The organism is Elusimicrobiaceae bacterium, assembly GCA_028700325.1.
Lineage (GTDB): Bacteria > Elusimicrobiota > Elusimicrobia > Elusimicrobiales > Elusimicrobiaceae > JAQVSV01.
Map to the genome: position 1 here is coordinate 1 of JAQVSV010000015.1, position 18,006 is coordinate 18,006.

Annotated in this window: 18 protein-coding genes; 14 read left to right on the top strand and 4 right to left on the bottom strand. The window is 55.3% G+C overall.

The window, feature by feature from the left end; all coding sequences use genetic code 11:
• From PHW69_03395 to dnaA, 4 genes are all read right to left on the bottom strand, one after another.
• Window positions 1-219, bottom strand: a 219-nt coding sequence (locus PHW69_03395; protein ID MDD4004231.1) for a DNA topoisomerase IV subunit B, incomplete at its 3' end; no start/stop codon positions are given.
• A 19-nt stretch (window positions 220-238) separates the two neighbouring features.
• Window positions 239-541: a DciA family protein gene (locus PHW69_03400; GenBank protein MDD4004232.1), complete on the bottom strand. Its 303-nt coding sequence runs from the start codon at window positions 539-541 to the stop codon at window positions 239-241.
• A 5-nt stretch (window positions 542-546) separates the two neighbouring features.
• Entirely contained in the window at window positions 547-1,653 is a 1,107-nt protein-coding gene (gene dnaN / locus PHW69_03405; GenBank protein MDD4004233.1) for a DNA polymerase III subunit beta, read from the bottom strand.
• Between the two features lie 159 nt (window positions 1,654-1,812).
• The gene (gene dnaA / locus PHW69_03410; protein MDD4004234.1) at window positions 1,813-3,186 is read right to left on the bottom strand and encodes a chromosomal replication initiator protein DnaA; all 1,374 of its coding nucleotides are present in this window, start codon (window positions 3,184-3,186) and stop codon (window positions 1,813-1,815) included.
• Between the two features lie 462 nt (window positions 3,187-3,648).
• On the opposite strand from dnaA, the gene raiA reads away from it, so the two are divergent.
• From raiA to PHW69_03480, 14 genes are all read left to right on the top strand, one after another.
• Entirely contained in the window at window positions 3,649-4,188 is a 540-nt protein-coding gene (gene raiA / locus PHW69_03415) for a ribosome-associated translation inhibitor RaiA (protein MDD4004235.1), read from the top strand.
• On the top strand, window positions 4,178-5,176 hold the full coding sequence (gene hprK, locus PHW69_03420) for an HPr(Ser) kinase/phosphatase (GenBank protein MDD4004236.1): 999 nt from the start codon (window positions 4,178-4,180) through the stop codon (window positions 5,174-5,176). Before raiA ends, hprK begins: the two co-directional genes overlap by 11 nt.
• Window positions 5,148-6,020, top strand: a complete 873-nt coding sequence (gene rapZ, locus PHW69_03425) for an RNase adapter RapZ (GenBank protein ID MDD4004237.1) — start codon at window positions 5,148-5,150, stop codon at window positions 6,018-6,020. The genes hprK and rapZ overlap by 29 nt, the downstream gene beginning before the upstream one ends.
• Window positions 6,017-6,451 (top strand): hypothetical protein, encoded by a 435-nt coding sequence (locus PHW69_03430; protein ID MDD4004238.1) that lies wholly within the window; start codon window positions 6,017-6,019, stop codon window positions 6,449-6,451. The genes rapZ and PHW69_03430 overlap by 4 nt, the downstream gene beginning before the upstream one ends.
• Window position 6,452: 1 nt before the next feature.
• Complete coding sequence (locus PHW69_03435) at window positions 6,453-6,929, top strand: PTS sugar transporter subunit IIB (protein ID MDD4004239.1); 477 nt, start codon at window positions 6,453-6,455, stop codon at window positions 6,927-6,929.
• A gap of 95 nt (window positions 6,930-7,024) precedes the next feature.
• Window positions 7,025-9,064, top strand: a complete 2,040-nt coding sequence (locus PHW69_03440) for a DUF1926 domain-containing protein (protein ID MDD4004240.1) — start codon at window positions 7,025-7,027, stop codon at window positions 9,062-9,064.
• A complete protein-coding gene (locus tag PHW69_03445) occupies window positions 9,057-9,674 on the top strand; it encodes a PTS sugar transporter subunit IIC (GenBank protein ID MDD4004241.1) in 618 nt (205 codons plus the stop codon). Before PHW69_03440 ends, PHW69_03445 begins: the two co-directional genes overlap by 8 nt.
• Window positions 9,667-10,509, top strand: coding sequence for a PTS system mannose/fructose/sorbose family transporter subunit IID (locus PHW69_03450; protein MDD4004242.1), 843 nt, complete (start codon window positions 9,667-9,669; stop codon window positions 10,507-10,509). The genes PHW69_03445 and PHW69_03450 overlap by 8 nt, the downstream gene beginning before the upstream one ends.
• Window positions 10,510-10,517: 8 nt before the next feature.
• Window positions 10,518-10,784 (top strand): HPr family phosphocarrier protein, encoded by a 267-nt coding sequence (locus PHW69_03455; GenBank protein MDD4004243.1) that lies wholly within the window; start codon window positions 10,518-10,520, stop codon window positions 10,782-10,784.
• Between the two features lie 20 nt (window positions 10,785-10,804).
• Entirely contained in the window at window positions 10,805-12,538 is a 1,734-nt protein-coding gene (gene ptsP, locus PHW69_03460) for a phosphoenolpyruvate--protein phosphotransferase (GenBank protein MDD4004244.1), read from the top strand.
• A complete protein-coding gene (lepA, locus tag PHW69_03465) occupies window positions 12,538-14,370 on the top strand; it encodes a translation elongation factor 4 (GenBank protein MDD4004245.1) in 1,833 nt (610 codons plus the stop codon). Before ptsP ends, lepA begins: the two co-directional genes overlap by 1 nt.
• Before the next feature lie 250 nt (window positions 14,371-14,620).
• Window positions 14,621-15,595, top strand: a complete 975-nt coding sequence (gene lepB / locus PHW69_03470) for a signal peptidase I (GenBank protein ID MDD4004246.1) — start codon at window positions 14,621-14,623, stop codon at window positions 15,593-15,595.
• Window positions 15,596-15,610: 15 nt separating this feature from the next.
• On the top strand, window positions 15,611-16,978 hold the full coding sequence (locus PHW69_03475; GenBank protein MDD4004247.1) for a nodulation protein NfeD: 1,368 nt from the start codon (window positions 15,611-15,613) through the stop codon (window positions 16,976-16,978).
• A 189-nt stretch (window positions 16,979-17,167) separates the two neighbouring features.
• Complete coding sequence (locus PHW69_03480; protein MDD4004248.1) at window positions 17,168-18,004, top strand: AAA family ATPase; 837 nt, start codon at window positions 17,168-17,170, stop codon at window positions 18,002-18,004.
• Window positions 18,005-18,006 lie beyond the last annotated feature (2 nt).

Below are 18,006 nucleotides of genomic sequence, written 5' to 3' on the forward strand. Positions count from 1 at the left end.
GTCGTCCTTGATGATTACCTCTATGGTTGTCGCGCCGCCCGCCAGAATTTCGTCCACCGAGTTATCCACCACCTCATACACCAGATGGTGAAAACCCATAGAACCCGTGGAGCCGATATACATTGCGGGCCGTTTTCTTACCGCTTCCAGACCTTCCAGCACCTGAATCTTGGAAGAATCGTAGTTTTTGCGAAGTTCCTCTTTATTGTCGGTTGTCATCTTTAGAACCGCTCCTTGATCAAACTTTCTTTATGGCCCTTATCCAGGGGCTGTCAAAATATTTATTCAGATTTTTAACCATCAGGGCCGACCGCATTGACAGTTCCTGCGCGGCCGCCGCCGATCTGGCTTTAACATAAATGGTGCCGTCCTGCACGCCGTCAATGTCCCAGTGGCCCGACATCCGCCCGGCTTCGCGCGTCCATACGGTGTTAAGTATCATCAGCCGGTCCAGACTGCGCGACAGACCGTTGAACCCGGTTTTTATATCGGCCGCGCTGGACCAGTTTTTTCTTTTTTTGGCGTAAAGCTTGCGCTGCATGTTTTTTATACCCGGACAGGCATGATTACGTAACGGCTGTCTTCCTCGCCTTCAGGAATAAGCAAAGCGGGATTGATCGAATTGGTCATGCCGAACTCGATTTTGTCGGCCTTGGTATTTTTAAGCACGTCCGTGACATACTGCGGATTAAACGAGGTAATGAATTCGCCGCCGTCAAATTCCGCGGTGATTTCGTCGGAAAATTCCATTTTCTGCGAAGATGCTTTTACCAGCACCGAGCCCGGTCTTATTTCATAGCGCACCGAACCGCCCCTGTCCGCCGCGCATAACGCCGCCCTTTTCGTGACCGCCATAAGCTCTTTGACCGAAACCACCATTTTTTTATCGGTGCTGGCCGGTATGACCTGTTTGTAGTTTGGAAAATTGCCTTCAATCAGGCGCGAAATGTAGGTGGTGTTGCGCATCCTGAAACCTATCTGGTTTTCAGAAATGCCCACTTCAATTTTTTCGTCTTTTTCCGGCTCGTTAATGCCCAGAAACCTCACTATTTCGTTCAGAATTTTAGTGGGCACTATTATTTTAAGTTCTTTGCCGGCTTTTATATCCTTGTTCAAGGATATGGCAAGCCGCCGTCCGTCAGTCGCCACCATTTCAAAACCGTCCGGCCCGACCACCCAGAGCAGCCCGTTAAGCACATACCGGGTTTCCTGATTGGAAGCCGCAAAAATGGTTTTCTGTATCATCTGCCGCACTGTTTCGGCCGGCATCTGCACCATATTGGAGTTTTCCATTTCGGGCACCAGAGGATATTCCTCTTTCAAGGTACCCATAACCCAGAATTTCGATTTTCCGCATTCTATATGCACTTTTGTTTCATCGGTATAGACCGTTATTTCCGTGTCGCCTGACAAAGTGTGAAGAATATCGGAAAACTCCTTGGCCGGTATTGTTATGGAGCCCGGCTCCACCACTTCCGCGTTTATATAATGAGTGGTCGCCATTTCCAGATCCGTGCGGACCAGTTTTATCTTGCCTTCATCCGTTTCCATGAGAAAATTGTGAAGTATCGGCAAAGTGGTTCTGGCGGCGCCGGAAGCCTGTATGATCTGGATTCCTTCAAGCAGGTTTTCTTTAGTACTGTTTATTCTCATTATTAGTCCTCTTTATTAATGTCTGTTGGCAGTGTGGATAATGTTGACAGCCGCAGAGCAAAGTTATCAGTTTTAACCCGTTTTTTGTTAACACTGTATCCACACTATCAACGCCGGTCGCCCGAAATCACGGGTTTCAGAAGTTATAAGCATGGCTGTCTACTGTTTATCAACACTCTTTATTTCGTTTATTATCTGGTTCATTTCCGCAGAAAAAAACGGGCTTTCATCCAGTTCTTTTTTTACTTTGTCGCGCGCATGGACCACCGTGGCGTGATCACGCTCGAATTCAATGCCTATGTCGTTTAAAGACATATCGGTAAGCTCGTTGGCCAGATACATGGCTATCTGCCGTGGCCAGGCTACCGCGTGTGATTTTTTCTTTGCCTTGAAATCCTTTATGTCCACATTATAATGCTTTCCAACCACCCGTTTGATGGAATTTATGTTGATGGATATAAATTCGTCTTCCGGGGAGATTATATCGGACAGCAGTTCTTTCGCCACGTCTTTTGTAGGCACTATTTCATGAATGGAACAATAGCTGGACAGCCGGTAAAGGCAGCCTTCCAGTTCCCGGATGCTGCTTTTGATGCGTTCGGCTATGAAAAGCAGCACATCGTCGGGAATATTGAAGTTTTCCTGTTCGCGCTTGGCGCGCAGGATCGCTATGCGGGTTTCAAGGTCCGGCACTTTTATTTCCGCCACTATGCCCGACAACAGGCGCGAGCTCAGCCGTTCCTCAAGCCCCAGTTCCGTGGGTGTTTTGTCTGAAGTAAGCACTATCTGTTTTTTTGACTCGTAAAGCGCGTTGAAAGTGTTAAAAAATTCACGCTCGCTGGCGTCTTTGCCGGCTACAAACTGGATATCGTCAACCAGAAAACAGTCCAGCCCGCGGTATTTGTTACGGAAAGCGTTCGGAGTTTTTTTCTGTATGGATTCTATATATTCGCTCACAAACCCTTCGCCCGATATATACAGCACTTTTTTATTGGCGGAGGTTTTGATCAGTTCATTGCCTATGGCGTGCAGCAAATGGGTTTTTCCCAGCCCGGGAGTGCTGTAAATTACAAGCGGATTGTTAGTGCGGTCGCCCAGCTTTTTCACCACCGCCTGGGCCGCCTTGTGCGCGAACCTGTTGGAAGTGCCCTCTATGAATTTATCAAAAGTGTAATTCTGGTTGAGCCGGTTGGAAAAAATGCGCGGGCGCGGTTTATCGGAATCCTGCATTGCCGCGCCTGAAACGGGCGCTGCCGGAAAATCTTCTTCCGACGGTTCCGCCCGTTCCGTCCTTAAAGGGATAGTATACTCTATCCGGCAGGCCGGCAAACCCGACATAGAGCAGAGCAGCCCGGCTATCTTCGCTTCGTAGCGGGTGCGTATTGTCTGGAACCAGAGCTGGTCAGGTATTTCAAGAGTGAGAATACCGTTTTCGAAAATAAGCGGTTTGACGGGCGAAAGCCACATTTCGCAGACATCCGCGCCGAGTTCTTTTTCCAGTTCCGCCATAATGGCCGGCCAAAGTGTTTTCAAATCAAGGTTATCCACAGTTTATCCACAGGTGTTAATAACTTTTCGGAGGCATTTTTGCCGTCTGAAAATAATTTCGGTTTAAAACGCAAGATAAATTTCCAGCGCCGGCCGGAAAAACCGTCAAACACCGCAAAAAAAGCGCAAGGTATGGTTTTTTCCCCGCACAACCGATTACTCCAATATTACAAATTCTGAAAATCCGCGTCAACTGATGATACACGTTTAACCGTTCATTTTTGGGTTTTAACGGGTTTTTTAGAAAAACCGCTGTTACCCCTAAGGCTGGAGTGAAACGCCCGCTATATTTGATTTAAGGCATTTTCCGGTCAAAAATGATCTGAAAAGACGTTTTTATTGACAGTGAGTACATTGTATGGTTAAATACATAGTGCGGGTGTTCATGCACCGGATCTATGACGCCGCAAACCATGATGTACCATGATGCACCACGGAGGCACAGCAATGACTGTCCATATAGTAGCACGCCATATCAAACTCACCAAGACGCTGAAGGAATCAATTCAGGCGCGTGTGGAAAAAGTGCAGCACTATTTCGACCATATAGTGTGGGCGCAGGTGAGCCTGACCGGAGAAAAGAAAACCTGCAAGGCTGAAATAGTCATCCATGCGGCGCGTCAGACATTCAAGTCCAGCGCGTCCGGCGACGATATTTACGGTGTTGTCGAAGGCGCGGCCGGCAAGATGGAAGTGCAGATAAAAAAATACAAAGAGCGCATAAAAGACCATCGCGACCAGGAAAGCATGGTTTTCGCGCTGCCTGAAACTGAAATGCCGGTGTCGGATGTCAGGTTTTCGGTCATTAAACAGGTGCCGGTGCAGCCCATGTCGGCCGAAGAAGCGGCTTTCGAAATGGAACGGCTCGGCTATGATTTCTGGCTGTTTCTGGATTCCAAAACCAAGCAGATCAATCTGGTTTTCAAGCGGCAGGACAATACTTACGGCATTATGCAGCCGGTGAAACGAAAAGTTGATGTTGCCTGAAGAAAAGCCTCTTACGGGCAAAAGTATCGAAACCAGGGATCTTCTGGAGAACAAAGGCCGGGCGCTGAAACTGAGTATTGTAACCGGGAAGGAATATCTTAAGCGGCCGGTTATGGTAAGCGAGGTTAACAGGCCCGGCCTGGCTCTGAGCGGACACCTGGAGAACTATCGCGCCGAACGGATCCAGATTATCGGACGGGGCGAGCACGCTTTTTGCTTAAGCAGCGAGGCCGAAGTAATCCGCAAGAACCTGGAAAAAATGTTCCGCAATTCGGAAACGCCGTGCGTTATCATAACCAGCGGGCTGAGCGCGCTTTCGGTTTTTAAAGCGGTATGTCAGGCGCATAAAATTCCGCTCCTGCGCACGCGGCTGGAAAGCGCGTCTTTCATAAAAAAGCTCAACACCTATCTGGAAGACCGGCTCGCCCCGGAAACCCGGCTGCACGGGGTGCTGGTAAACGTTTACGGGCTGGGCGTGCTGATACAGGGCGGTGCGGGCATAGGCAAGAGCGAATGCGCGCTTGAGCTGGTCAAGCGCGGGCACCGGCTGGTGGCGGACGATATTGTGGAACTGGAACGCCGGCGCGGCGAAACGCTTTACGGCAGCTGCCCGGCCATGCTCAAGCATTACATGGAAGTGCGCGGGCTGGGCATAATTGACATTGAGCTGCTGTTCGGCGTGGGTTCGATTATGGACGGGTCCAGGGTGGAGATGGAGGTGCGCCTGCTGCCGGCCGACAAGCAGACTTTCTGCGACCGCACCGGCCTGGAGCAGAGTTCCTCGTTCATACTGGGAGTGCCGATTCCGTCCATCTCCATTCCGGTGACGCCGGGCCGCAATCTGGCCGTGCTGATAGAAGTGGCGGCGCTGAATCAGAGGCTCAAGGGGCAGGGAGTTTTCGCGGCTAAGGAATTTAACCGGAAACTGATACGCAACATGACGGCGGCGAGAAAGGCTAATGGCGGCAAAGAAACTACCGATTATTAAAAAATCCATTTTCATCATCTCCGGGCTGTCCGGCGCGGGCCGGAGCCAGGCGCTCAAGTGCTTTGAGGACCTGGGGTTTTACTGCGTGGACAATCTGCCCGTGGATTTGCTGAGGAGTTTCCTGCGGCTTACGGCAAGCGACGAAAAATTCGGCGATATCGCGCTCGGTCTTGATATCCGCGAGGGCCGGAAAACGCGCAATATCCCGCTGGTGGTGAAAGCCCTGCGCGATGAGGGATACAGCCTGAAGGTGCTGTTTCTGGAAGCGTCGGATTCGGTGCTGGTGACCAGATTCTCCGAAACACGGCACCGGCATCCGCTCGGAGAGAATATCACCGAGTCCATAAAGCGCGAGCGCAGGCTTATGCTGGAGCTTAAGGAGCTGGCGGACAAGGTTATTGACACCGGCCCGCTCACGCTCGGCGAGCTGAAGGAAAAGATAAGCAGCGTGCTCGAATTGAAAACTTCGGGCGAGATGAAGCTGACGCTGCTGTCGTTCGGGTTCAAATACGGCCTGCCGCTCGACGCAGATATAGTGATGGACGTGCGGTTCATGCCAAACCCGTATTACGTGCCGCGCCTGCGCCATAAAACGGGGCTGGACAAGCCGATCGCCGATTATATACTCAGGGACAAGAGCGCGGCGGTTTTCATGCGCGCCTATATCAGGATAATCCGCCAGCTCGTGCCGCTTTACATGAAAGAGGGCAAATCCTATCTTACCATCGCCATCGGCTGCACCGGCGGCAAGCACCGCAGCGTGCTGACCGCGCACCGGCTGGCGGTCGCGCTTAAGGAAAGCGGGCATAATGTGGTGGAGTTTCACCGGGATATAAAAAAATGACGAACATTATCGTGGTCACGCACGGGGATTTCGGCGCGTATCTCGTGGAGGCGGCCGAGATGATTCTGGGGGAGCAGGGCGAGGGTGTCGCGCTGGTTCCGGTCAGCCCGCGCACGCCGGTCGAGGCGGCCGCGCACAAGCTGTCGGAAGCGCTTGACCGGTTTGACTGTGAAGGCCGTGAAGGCACCGTGGTTTTCACCGATATTTTCGGCGGCACGCCGACCAACATAGCCGTGCCGCGGGCGCAGCACAGGAAAAACACCGTTGTTATCAGCGGGGTCAATCTCAATATGCTGCTGGCGGCGTTCAGTTACCGGAGCAAGCTGCCGTTTGACGAGCTGGTGGCTAAAATCATCGCCGACGGCGCGAAAGCGATTTGCGACGTGACTGCCCTGCTGGCAAAGACGCATGCCGTAAAAGGGGTGAAGTGACATGGCCGTAGTGTTTACGCGGATTGACGACAGGCTTATCCACGGGCAGGTGGTGGAAGGCTGGATTCCTTTTCTGGATGCGAACGAAGTGGTGGTTATCAGCGCGGCTGCCGCGCAGGACGAGATGAGCAGGACGCTGATGCGGCTGTCGCTGCCGGATGAAATCGGCCTGGAGATTTTCGAACCGGCCGCCGGCGCGAAATATCTGGCGCAATCCGGCGCCCGGCCCGAGCGCATTCTGGTGCTGGCGCCCGGCCCGGCGGAAGTGGTGGAACTTATCGGCGACGGGTTCCGGCCGGCGGCCGTCAACGTGGGCGGAATGCATTATTCGGTCGGCAAAAGCCAGATCGGCAGGGCGATTTTCCTTGACGGACGGGATATAGAAAGCCTCAAGGCGATCGCGGCGGCGGGCATCAGGCTGGAAGGACGCGGCGTGCCTTCCGATTCGGAAACCGATATCGTTGCCATGCTTCACTAGCGCGCAGGCGGCAGCGGCGGCGAGTGCCGGAGCGGACAGGCGGCGGTAAATGGTGCCGCGGCTGCATGGTTTAAACGGGCGGACAAGGGAGCGTCATGACAAGGCTTTTACTCTGTATTCACAATCATCAGCCGGTCGGCAATTTCGAGCATGTGATGGACGAGGCATACCGCAAGGCGTACAGGCCTTTTTTCGATGCGCTGGCGAAGTTCCCGTCCGTGAAGGTGAATTTCCATTTCAGCGGGATTCTGTATGACTGGCTGGAGCTGAAGCATCCCGATTTTCTGGCGCTGATTGCCGGGATGGTGAAGGCGGGTCAGGTGGAAATTCTGTCCGGCGGCTATTACGAACCGCCTCTGGCGGTTCTGCCTCCGGAGGACCGGCTCGGCCAGATTGCGAAAATGAACCGCTGGATCGAACGCACGTTCGGAGCCAGACCGCGCGGCATTTGGCTTGCCGAGCGGATCTGGGAGCCGGGTCTTGCCAGGGATTTGAATAACGCCGGGATACAGTACACCGTGCTGGACGATCTGCATTTCTTTTACGGCGGACTGCGCGAAAGCGACCTGACCGGTTATTATACGGCGGAATACGAGGGGTTTCAGACCGCGGTATTTCCGATCAGCAAGACCCTGCGGTACCTTATCCCGTTCAGGGAGCCGCGGGAAACGATTGCATATCTCGAGCAGTTCAAGGGGTCCGGTGACGCGCTGTTCGTGATGGCTGACGACGGTGAAAAATTCGGGCTCTGGCCAAAGACCTTCGATTCGGTTTACGGTCAGCGCTGGCTGGAGCGGTTTTTTTCGCTGCTGTGCGAGAATTCGCAATGGCTGAAGACTTCGCTTTTTTCGGACGCGTTTGAAAAAACCGTTTCGAAAGGGTTGTGTTCCCTGCCGGTTTCCTCCTATTTCGAATTCACCGGCTGGGCGCTGCGGCCCGGCGCTGCGGCACAGCTCAAGGAACTGGCCGAAACGGCGTCCGATGAACTGCTGCCGTTTCTGAGAGGCGGGCAGTTCCGGGATTTCATAGCGAAATACCCGGAAGTCAACCGCATGTACCGCAAAATGCTGCTGGTGAGCGGGAAAGTGCATAAAATGCCGGAAGGCGAGCTTAAAGTCCGGGCGATGGATTTTCTGTGGCAGGCGCAGTGCAACTGCGGCTACTGGCACGGGGTGTTTGGCGGGCTGTACCTGCCGCATCTGCGCGCCGCCAATTACAGCAACATGATCGCGGCGGAGAAGCTGGTGGACGAGCAGAACCGTCTGTCCGGCCGCAAGCCCGTGTTTTGCGAAACGCGAATTGATTTTGACGGGGATTTCCGGCCGGAAATTCTTATCGAGGGGCCGGAGGGCAGCTGGTATTTCAATCCGTCGCGCGGCGGCCAGCTGTTTGAGTGGGATATAAAAAAACGGGGCATCAATTTCATAAATAATATCACCCGCTATCGCGAAGCCTATCACCGCGACGTGGCGAACGCGCTGGTGGACGACGGAAGCGGCTCGCTTCTGCCCAACCGGCAGATCGCGCGGGAAGCTGGGCTCGACAAGCGCATTGTATATGACTGGCATGGCCGCAACTGCCTGCTCGACCATTTCCTGCGGCCCGGCACGAGCCTTAACGATTTCATGCGGGTGCAATATGGTGAGCAGGGCGATTTTGTGCTGGAACCTTATAAAGAGCAGGAATGCCGGTGTCATGACCTGTCCTCGACGCTCACGCTCAGGCGTAACGGCAATGTGTGGTGCGAAGACCGGCGCGTGCCGGTAACCGTGCAGAAAGCCGTGCAGATGGCGGGCGGCGGCTGGAAAGCCGAATACACGGTGCGCAACAATTCCGCGCGCGCGGAGAAGTTCTGGTTCGGAGTGGAGACGGCGTTCCTTTTTTCCAGCCCGACAGTATGCGGCATATTCGAGAAAAACGGCGTCAGGGAGCTTGATCTGGTGGATCCGTGGTACGGCAATCTCAAGCTGGTTTCAGACAAAGCCTGCACGGTATGGGGATTTCCGCTGGAAACGGTTTCCCGGTCGGAGGGCGGGTTTGAAATGACTTATCAGGGCAGCGTGGCGCTGTTTCTTCACCGTATTGAATTGCCTGCGGGCGGGGAGTTGCGGTTCAGTTTAAAAGCCGATGTCTGAAGAATTGCTGTTATTTTCGCTGTTAACCGCGCTGATGGAGCTCGATACCGTGTATGCGGGCCAGTTTATGGTATCGCGGCCGGTCATAGCGGGCCCGATCCTGGGGCTGGTTGCCCATAACATGGCGGCGGGTGTGATTCTGGGGCTGTGGTTTGAGCTGCTGTACGCGGGGTATGTGCCGGTCGGCGCGACAATCCCGCCCAGCGGGGTGATTTCCGCGGCCGCGGCCATAGCCGCGGCTGACATGTTCGGAGTGCCGCTTCCGGCCGCGTTTCTTGCAGGGCTGCTGGCAGGCGCGCTGTTTGGCGGGCTGGAGGAGTGGATGCGCAGGCTCCGGTCCGGCTGGAACAGGCTCATTGCCGAGCAGACCGCGCGCGACTGCAGTGTGATTGATCTGTGGATAGTGCGGTCCCTGCTGAGCCAGTATGCGCTCGGGTTTGCGTTTACGCTGCTGTTTTGCCTTGCGGCGGGCCCGGCGGCTGCGGCTGTCATGCGGCACGCGCCGGCTCAGTTAAGCAGGGCGCTGGAACTGGGGTTTTCGGTAGTGCCGTGGATAGGGATGGTTGTGCTCGCGGAGAGCCTGCGCTGCCGGAAGGGTAAAAATGGATAAGCTGATCCAGGCCAGAACTTTCATGCGGATGCTGCTGCTCCAGGGCGGCTGGAATTTCGAGGGGATGCAGAATCTCGGTTTTGCGTTCGCGATGCGCCCTGCGCTGGCGCGCATTTATTCCGGGGAGCGGCTGGTCGCGGCCATGCGCCGGCACATGGAGGCGTTCAATACCCAGCCGTTTATGGCGGGGTTTGCGCTGGGGCTTGTCATAAGGATGGAGGAACTGGCGGCCGCGCTGCCGCCGGACCTGCAGGAGGCGGAGTTCAAGCGCATAAGCGTGCTTAAAAGGACGCTCGGTTCGGTTACCGCGGCTATAGGGGACCGGTTTTTCTGGGGCACCGCGCGGGCGATAGGTTTCGTGATTCTTCTGCTCGTCTGGTGGGCGGGCGGGTTCAGCCGGTGGGCGGATTCGCCGTGGGCGCTGGATGAAAATTATTATACCGTCCACTGGAAAGTGCTTGTGGCCGGGCTGGCGGCCGGCGTGGTGATTTACAATGCGTTTTCGCTCTGGATCAGATGGCGCGGGATTTCATACGGTTATAAATGCGCCAGCGACAGTACCTGCGGGCTGGATTATCTCAACTGGCAGTTGCTGATAAGGTATTCGCGCCAGGCCGGGTTTGTGATGGCGATACTCGCGGGGCTGCTGTATTTTCACACGCTGCTGTCCGTTTCGGTTTATTCGGCCGGGTTTACCGCCGGCGCGCTGCGGCCGGTGCTGCTGGCGGTCGGCGCGGGCCTGGCGGCGGTGTGGGCAAGGCGCAAAGGATATTCGTCGGTTTATCTGTATCTGCTGGCGGTCGGGCTGGCCGGCCTGGCATATTCGATAGCATAGGAGAGGTCGTGTTAAAGGAAGATGTCATTATACTCAACAGGCTGGGGCTGCACGCCCGGCCGGCCGCCCTGTTTGTGCAGACTGCGGCGCGCTATAAAAGCGAGATCACGGTCACCAAAGACGGAGTTGACGTTAACGGCAAAAGCGTTATGGGCATGATGATGCTGGCCGCCGGAGCGGGCACGGCGCTTACGCTTACGGTGGCCGGGGAAGACGAAGCGGACGCCATGGGCGCGCTTAAAGGTTTGTTCGAACGGAAATTTGACGAAGAATAACGGCACAGAGGAAACCGCGTATGATTATTATCAAGGGGGTTCCGGCGAGTTCCGGAATAGCGATCGGACGGGCGTATGTCCACGAGGATGACGAACTGGTCGTGGAGAAGCGCGCCGTCGCCAGGGTGAACCTTAAAGACGAGGTTAAACGGTTCCGCGACGCGCTGCGCATGACCAACAGCGATCTGGACGCGGCGGAGAAGAAAGTCCTTAGCATGCTGGGCCGCCAGCACGCCAAACTTATTGACGCGCACCGGCTGATTTTAAAAGATCCGCTCATCACGCAGGAAGTGCCCGCGCGCATACTGCGCGAGGAAATCAACGCCGAATACGCGCTCAGCCAGACTCTTGAGCAGGCGAACCGCAATTTTGAAAAGATAGACGACGAGTTTTTCCGCGAGCGCCGCCACGACCTGTTTGACGTGGGCAAGCGGCTCATCAGGCACCTTGTAAAGCACACGCGCAAATCACTGTCCGACATAAAGGACCCGGTCGTGCTGGTGGCGCACAACCTCTACCCGTCCGACACCATCCATCTGCGCGAGAGCGAAGTGCTGGGTTTCTGCACCGATATCGGCGGCAAGACCAGCCATACCGCGCTGCTGGCGCAGAGCATGGAGATTCCGGCGGTGGTGGGCCTGTCGGACGTGACGCGTCAGATAAAGAACGGCGATATCGTCATTATTGACGGGGACCGCGGGCTCGTGCTGATTAATCCCGGCCCGGAAGCGCTGGATAAATACCAGAAACTGAAGCGCAAGGAAAAACAGGACGAAAAGAATTTCGAGCGGGTGCGCGAGCTTCCTTCGATTACCCGCGACGGGCGGAAAGTGAGCGTGATGCTTAACCTTGACCCGCGCGAAGACATCAGGCCGCATGTGCTGCTCAAGCCCGACGGGGTGGGGCTTATCCGCACGGAATCCATTTACATGAACCGGACGGTCACGCCTTCGGAGCAGGAGCATTTCGAGATATATACCCTGCTGGCCGGCGCGTTCGCCGGCAAGCCGGTCACCATCCGGCTCGCCGATATCGGCGGCGACAAGCTGGCCGCGCTCGGCATAGGCGATCTGGACAAGGAAGCCAATCCGTTCATGGGCCTGCGCGGGATAAGGCTGTTTTTGAAGCATTCCGACCTGCTGAAACTCCAGCTGCGCGCCGTATTGCGCGCCGCGCAGTCGAAAAACATAAAAATCATGATTCCGATGGTGACCACAATAAGCGAAGTCCGGCATGTGCGGCGCGTCATTGACGAGATTTACGCGGAATTCATCAAGGCCGGCGAGCCGCTCATGCACAAGCCGCAGCTGGGGATTATGGTGGAAGTGCCGTCCGCGGCGATCACGATTGACGGTATTCTGCCAGAGATTGATTTTGTTTCGATCGGCACGAACGACCTTATCCAGTACCTGCTGGCGGTTGACCGCGTGAACCAGCATGTGGCCGAGATGTACGATTCCTACAACCCGGCGGTGATCCGGATCATCCACCTGATCGTGCAGTCGGCCCACAAAAAAGGCAAGGAAGTGAGCGTATGCGGGGAAATGGCGTCCGACACCGTTACCGCCGCGCTGCTGGTGGGGCTGGGGGTGGACACGCTGTCGGTGCCTCCCAGGCGGTATTACAAGATCAAGCACATGGTGCGCGGGCTCAGTTTCGCCAAGTGCTCCAGCATGGCGCAGCAGGCGCTGCTGATGGCGAGCGGCGAGGATGTGCGCGAACTCATATACAAGGCTCTGGACGAAACCATTTGATGAAAACCCGTAACTTCTCCATCGTCGCACATATAGATCACGGCAAGAGCACTCTCGCCGACCGCCTGCTGGAAGAAACAGGCACCATTCCGCACCGCAAAATGCGCGAGCAGATTCTGGACGGTATGGATCTTGAGCGCGAGCGCGGTATCACAATCAAGGCCAAAGCCGTCCGCATGGGCTATACCGACAGGCACGGCGAGCGGTACCAGCTGAATCTCATTGATACTCCGGGCCATGTGGATTTTTCCTACGAAGTGGCGCGTTCCCTGCGCGCCTGCGAGGGCGTGCTGCTGCTGGTGGACTGCACGCAGGGTGTCGAGGCGCAGACGGTGGCGCACGCGCATCTGGCGATGCAGCTGGGCCTGAAAATCATTCCCGTGCTCAACAAGGTGGATCTGGCGCAGGGCGACGCGGATTCCTGCGAGGAGCAGCTTTGGGAACTGATGCGCGAACCGATCCAGGCCGAGCGGGTCAGCGCGAAAACCGGCGAAGGTGTGGCCGGGCTGCTGGAACGGATCGTGGCGGATGTGCCGGATCCCGGCCAGCACGTCGAGGCGCCGCTGCGCGCGCTTATTGTGGATTCGTTTTATGACAGTTTCCGCGGCGTTATAGTCTATGTGCGTATTATTGACGGCTCGCTCAGGACGGGGATGACGGTGCGGCAGTACGCGTCGGGTTTTTCGTCCAAGGTCGAGGAAGTGGGCTATATGCTGCCCGGACTGACCAGGTGCGATGAGCTTAAAGCCGGCGAAGTGGGCTATCTGATCGCCGGGGTGAAAGACATCCACATGATCAAGGTGGGCGACACGGTGATGGACACCGACCGGCCCGCCCGTGCCCCCCTGCCCGGCTACCGGGAAGCCAAGCCGGTGGTGTTTGCCAGCATTTTCCCGATCAGCTCGTCGGATTACCAGCCGCTTAAGATGGCGATAGAAAAGCTCAACCTGTCGGATTCGGCGTTCCACTTTACCACCGAAAACTCCAAAGCGCTGGGCTTCGGGTTCCGGCTGGGTTTCATGGGGCTTTTGCATATGGAGATAGTCAAGGAGCGGCTGGAACGCGAGTTCGGAATTCCGCTCATCGTCACCAGTCCCAACGTCGTCTACCGGGTGAAAATGAGAACCAAAACCACCCATATCGAGGGCGCGCTGGGCACCGGGAAGGACGATTATCTTACCATAGACAATCCCGCCAATTTTCCCTATTACGGCGACGTGGAGGAAGTGCTTGAGCCTTATGTGACCGTGACTATAGTCACACCGATCGCCTATATGGAGAACATCATGCTGCTGCTGAAGGACAAGCGCGGCATCTACGGCAGTCTGGAGCACATGGGCAACAGCCGCGTGATCGTGAAATTCGACATGCCGCTGGGCGAGATGGTGATGGATTTTTACGACAAGCTCAAATCCGTTTCAAAAGGCTATGCCTCGTTCGATTATGAAATGGCGGGCGAAAAACCGTCCGATATCGTGGTGATGGAAGTGCTTATCCACGGCGAGCCGGTGGACGCGCTTTCCGTGATGACCCACAAGGACAAGGCCGAATACCAGGGCCGCCTGCTCTGCCTGAAACTGAAAGAGCTTATTCCGCGGCATCAGTTTGAAATAGCTCTGCAGGCGCGGGTGCGCGGCAAGATTGTCGCGCGCGAAACGCTGGGCGCGTTGCGCAAGGATGTTATCGCCAAGTGTTACGGCGGCGATATCACCCGCAAACGCAAGCTGCTTGAAAAGCAGAAAGAAGGGAAAAAGAAGATGAAGCAGCTGGGCCGTGTGGAAATGCCACAGGAAGCGTTTGTCGCGATGTTAAAGATCAGCCGGGAAAATTAGATCGCTGGTTGCACCGCGCTGAACCGCGCCGCAGCAGAGAAAGCCTCGTCCGCCATTCGCCAACCCCGTTGCTGCCGTGCGCTGTACATGGGGAGGGCGCGTGCGTCGCGGGAAACGTCGTTCCCCGGCCCGCTTTTTTCCGTGCGCTTAACCGGCAGAGCCGACAGGGTGAAGCATGCGGATCGGAAGGTTCGTGTTTCTGGCTGAAACAGGGTAAAAATATAACCCTAAAGGGTTAGTGGGTATATCAATGGAATGGAAATTGACGATTATAGGGCTGGTGTTTGCCGCGTACGCGGCCGGCACCTGGCATTTTCTGAAACGCAGACCGTTTCAGAAAGCGGTTTGCGCTTCGTTATGGAACAGTATTTTCTGGGCGTTGGCTGGTTTTCTGGTCGTTTTTGTGCTGTTTTTCGCGCATGGGCGCGGCATAGGGCATTTGTCTTTTAATACGAGGCTGCTTTTGTCCGGACTGATCGTAGCGGGTTGCGCCGGTGCGGGATTTTTCCGGCATAAAGACGATCCGGTTGAATATTTCCCCCGTATTTTCACGGAAAATGCGGAATGGACCGAAACTCTGGCAGGTTCCATCCTGATAGCGTCTGGGATAATGTTTTTCTTTATTCAGGCATTCAGCATGCCGTCTTCATCAATGTATCCGGCTTTGTCCGCGGGTGACCGGTTATTTGTCAATAAAATCAAATACGGGGTGCGCGTTCCGTTCAGTCACAAGCGGTATCTGCGGTTTAAAAAAGTGGAGAAAGGCGACGTGGTGGTTTTTGATTTTCCCGCTTCCAGCGCGGCTGAAGTGCAGTGCGGAGGCGTGCAGTACGGAAAGGAATTCATCAAGCGGGTGGTTGCCGGGCCGGGTGACACTGTCGAGATCAGGGCGGGTGTTTTGCTGGTTAACGGCGCGCCCTTTCCGGAAGATGAGCGGCTGTTGCGGTACAGAAGCGGAGAGCTTGTCGCTCCGCCTGAATTGAAAGAGGATGCGTCCGCTTACCAGACGCTATGGGAAAAACGCGGGCTGGGCAATAAGTATGAGGTTTCTTTGCGTGATTATTTCGGCCCGGTCAAAGTTCCGCCGGACAGTTATTTTGTGCTGGGCGACAGGCGGGAAAAGTCGTGTGATTCCAGGTTTTGGGGCCCGGTTCCGCAGACTAACATCAAGGGTACGGGCATGTTCGTTTACTGGCCGCCGGCCCATATAAAAAAGATAAAGTGATGTATGAGGGGAGCTATGAAAAAATACAGTGTGGCATTATTTTCATTTTTATTCGCCGCGGGGATTGGTCAGCAGGCGCTGGCGGACGATATTGTCAAAAGGTCCGCCGGGAGTAATTCCGGGCCGGTTTCTTCGGCCGGGTCCCGGGCGCGTGTTCTGGCGGCGGAATATGAGGGTGTTATCAATCCGGCCTGCGCGGAATATCTGGCCGGCGCGATTGCCAAAGCGGAGGAAGGAAAGTATGACGCTGTTGTTATACGGCTCGACACTCCGGGCGGGCTTGACCTTGCCATGCGCGATATAATCAAGGCTGAATTGGGTTCGACCGTGCCGGTGGTGGTGTATGTGTCGCCACAGGGCGGGAGGGCGGCGTCGGCCGGGGTGTTTATCACGATAGCGGCCGATGTGGCCGTGATGGCGCCGGGCACCAACATAGGTGCGGCTCATCCGGTCGCGCTTGGCGCGGTTTCAGCACCCGGAGAGAAGAAGGAAAATGCTCCGGCAAAAGATCCCATGGAGGCTAAGGTTTTAAATGATGCGTCCGCCTATATTTCGGCTATAAGCCAGAAGCGCAGCCGCAATGTCGAGTGGGCGGTCAAGGCTGTGCGGGAGAGCAACTCGATACCCGCCGCGGAGGCCGTAAAACTCAAGGTGGTTGATTTTATCGCCGATGATATGAATGATCTGCTGGCCAAACTGCATGGCAGGGAAGTGAAAGGTTTCGGGACACTTAATACGGCGGGCGCCGTGGTTGACGAGTTTCGTTTGACCCGCCGGCAAAAAATTCTTGCCGCTATAAGCGATCCCAATATAGCCATGATCCTTATGAGTCTGGGCGCGGCGGGGTTGCTTATTGAATTGTACAGTCCGGGGCTTATCCTGCCTGGGGTGGCCGGCGGAATCGCTCTTTTGCTTGCGTTTTATTCGCTCAAAACCCTTTCCGCCAATTTTGCGGGTGTGGCTTTATTGTTTCTGGGCCTGTTGTGTTTTATAGCGGAAATCAAGGTGGCCAGTTACGGGCTGCTTACAACAGGAGGCATTATTTCGTTGGTATTGGGGATGATTATGTTATTTAACGGAGCGTCTTCGTTTGGATTGAATGTTTCCTACTCGGTGATATTCGGCACGGTCGCCGGACTGCTGGCTGTAACGGGCATTATGCTTTATGTCGTGCGGGCTGCTTTCGGGCGCAGGGTGGTGACCGGCAGGGAAGCTCTTGCCGGGGCGGAGGGAATTGCGAAAACCGCGCTGAATCCGGACGGTACGGTGCTGGTGCAGGGCGAGCTGTGGGACTCAGTTTCGCCTTACGGCTCAATAGAAAAAGGCGAAAAAGTGGTGGTTGAATCGGCAAAGGGTTTTACTCTTACGGTTCGCAAGGCGTAAAGCGGGCGCAGAATAAAAGTTTTCATGTGAAAACTTGCGGCAGTTGTCGGAATACCGGGTAATTTGATAATATATATCCGCAGCGCATGGCTGCGGTTGCGGTGTTGTTTCTGATAACACGGGAATATCCTGGTGAAAATCTATATAAGGATGTCTGAAGTTTTCATGTGAAAACCACAGGCGGGTACTATGGGCGAAATAATCTCGATAGCCAATCAGAAAGGCGGCGTGGGGAAAACCACGACGGCAATAAATCTTTCCTATGCGCTGGCCTGTCTTAATCAGGAAGTGCTTGTGATAGACATGGACCCGCAGAGCAACACAACCTCCGGGCTGGGGGTTTCGCCTGAGGGGGTAAAGGCTTCAATTTACGACGTGATAAGCGGCAACGCCAAAGCGGAGGAAGCCATTGTCCCGACCGCCATGGAATGGCTGGACGTGCTCCCTGCCTCCCGTGATCTGGCGGGGGCGGAGGTGGAGCTTGTTTCAGTGCCGGGCCGGGAGGGAATTTTAAAAGCCGCGCTTGCGCCCGTCAGGAAGATGTACAGATACATTTTTATAGACTGCCCGCCATCACTGGGTCTGCTCACTCTTAACGCGCTCACCGCGTCCGACTCCGTGCTTATTCCGGTGCAGTGCGAATATTACGCAATGGAAGGGCTGGCGCATTTTATGGATACGGTGTCCAAAATCCAGACTTTCATAAATCCCGCCCTTAGAGTGGACGGCGGTGTGATGACGATGTTTGACGCCCGCATCAACCTTTCAAACCAGGTTAAAAGCGAAGTTTCAAAGTTCTTCGGAAACCGGATTTATCAGACCCCGGTTCCGCGGAACGTGCGTATTGCCGAAGCGCCCAGTTTCGGGCAGCCTATTTTCACTTATGACCCCGCCTGCCGCGGGGCCGTGGCGTATTTTGATCTGGGCAAGGAATTTCTTGCAAGACGCGGAGCCGATCCGGCGGTTTATGCCGACGCCAAGCCGTTCGTCGCCGATGAAATGCTGGATTACGATTTAGGAGATTAGAC

What these genes read in the sequence shown, in the direction of transcription:
- lepA (MDD4004245.1), top strand. Translation starts at nt 12,538, where the DNA reads ATGAAAACCCGTAACTTCTCCATCGTCGCACATATAGATCACGGCAAG.
- hprK (MDD4004236.1), top strand. Translation starts at nt 4,178, where the DNA reads ATGTTGCCTGAAGAAAAGCCTCTTACGGGCAAAAGTATCGAAACCAGG.
- PHW69_03430 (MDD4004238.1), top strand. Translation starts at nt 6,017, where the DNA reads ATGACGAACATTATCGTGGTCACGCACGGGGATTTCGGCGCGTATCTC.
- PHW69_03445 (MDD4004241.1), top strand. Translation starts at nt 9,057, where the DNA reads ATGTCTGAAGAATTGCTGTTATTTTCGCTGTTAACCGCGCTGATGGAG.
- PHW69_03480 (MDD4004248.1), top strand. Translation starts at nt 17,168, where the DNA reads ATGGGCGAAATAATCTCGATAGCCAATCAGAAAGGCGGCGTGGGGAAA.
- rapZ (MDD4004237.1), top strand. Translation starts at nt 5,148, where the DNA reads ATGGCGGCAAAGAAACTACCGATTATTAAAAAATCCATTTTCATCATC.
- PHW69_03400 (MDD4004232.1), bottom strand. Translation starts at nt 541, where the DNA reads ATGCAGCGCAAGCTTTACGCCAAAAAAAGAAAAAACTGGTCCAGCGCG.
- lepB (MDD4004246.1), top strand. Translation starts at nt 14,621, where the DNA reads ATGGAATGGAAATTGACGATTATAGGGCTGGTGTTTGCCGCGTACGCG.
- PHW69_03435 (MDD4004239.1), top strand. Translation starts at nt 6,453, where the DNA reads ATGGCCGTAGTGTTTACGCGGATTGACGACAGGCTTATCCACGGGCAG.
- PHW69_03450 (MDD4004242.1), top strand. Translation starts at nt 9,667, where the DNA reads ATGGATAAGCTGATCCAGGCCAGAACTTTCATGCGGATGCTGCTGCTC.
- raiA (MDD4004235.1), top strand. Translation starts at nt 3,649, where the DNA reads ATGACTGTCCATATAGTAGCACGCCATATCAAACTCACCAAGACGCTG.
- ptsP (MDD4004244.1), top strand. Translation starts at nt 10,805, where the DNA reads ATGATTATTATCAAGGGGGTTCCGGCGAGTTCCGGAATAGCGATCGGA.
- dnaN (MDD4004233.1), bottom strand. Translation starts at nt 1,653, where the DNA reads ATGAGAATAAACAGTACTAAAGAAAACCTGCTTGAAGGAATCCAGATC.
- PHW69_03440 (MDD4004240.1), top strand. Translation starts at nt 7,025, where the DNA reads ATGACAAGGCTTTTACTCTGTATTCACAATCATCAGCCGGTCGGCAAT.
- PHW69_03475 (MDD4004247.1), top strand. Translation starts at nt 15,611, where the DNA reads ATGAAAAAATACAGTGTGGCATTATTTTCATTTTTATTCGCCGCGGGG.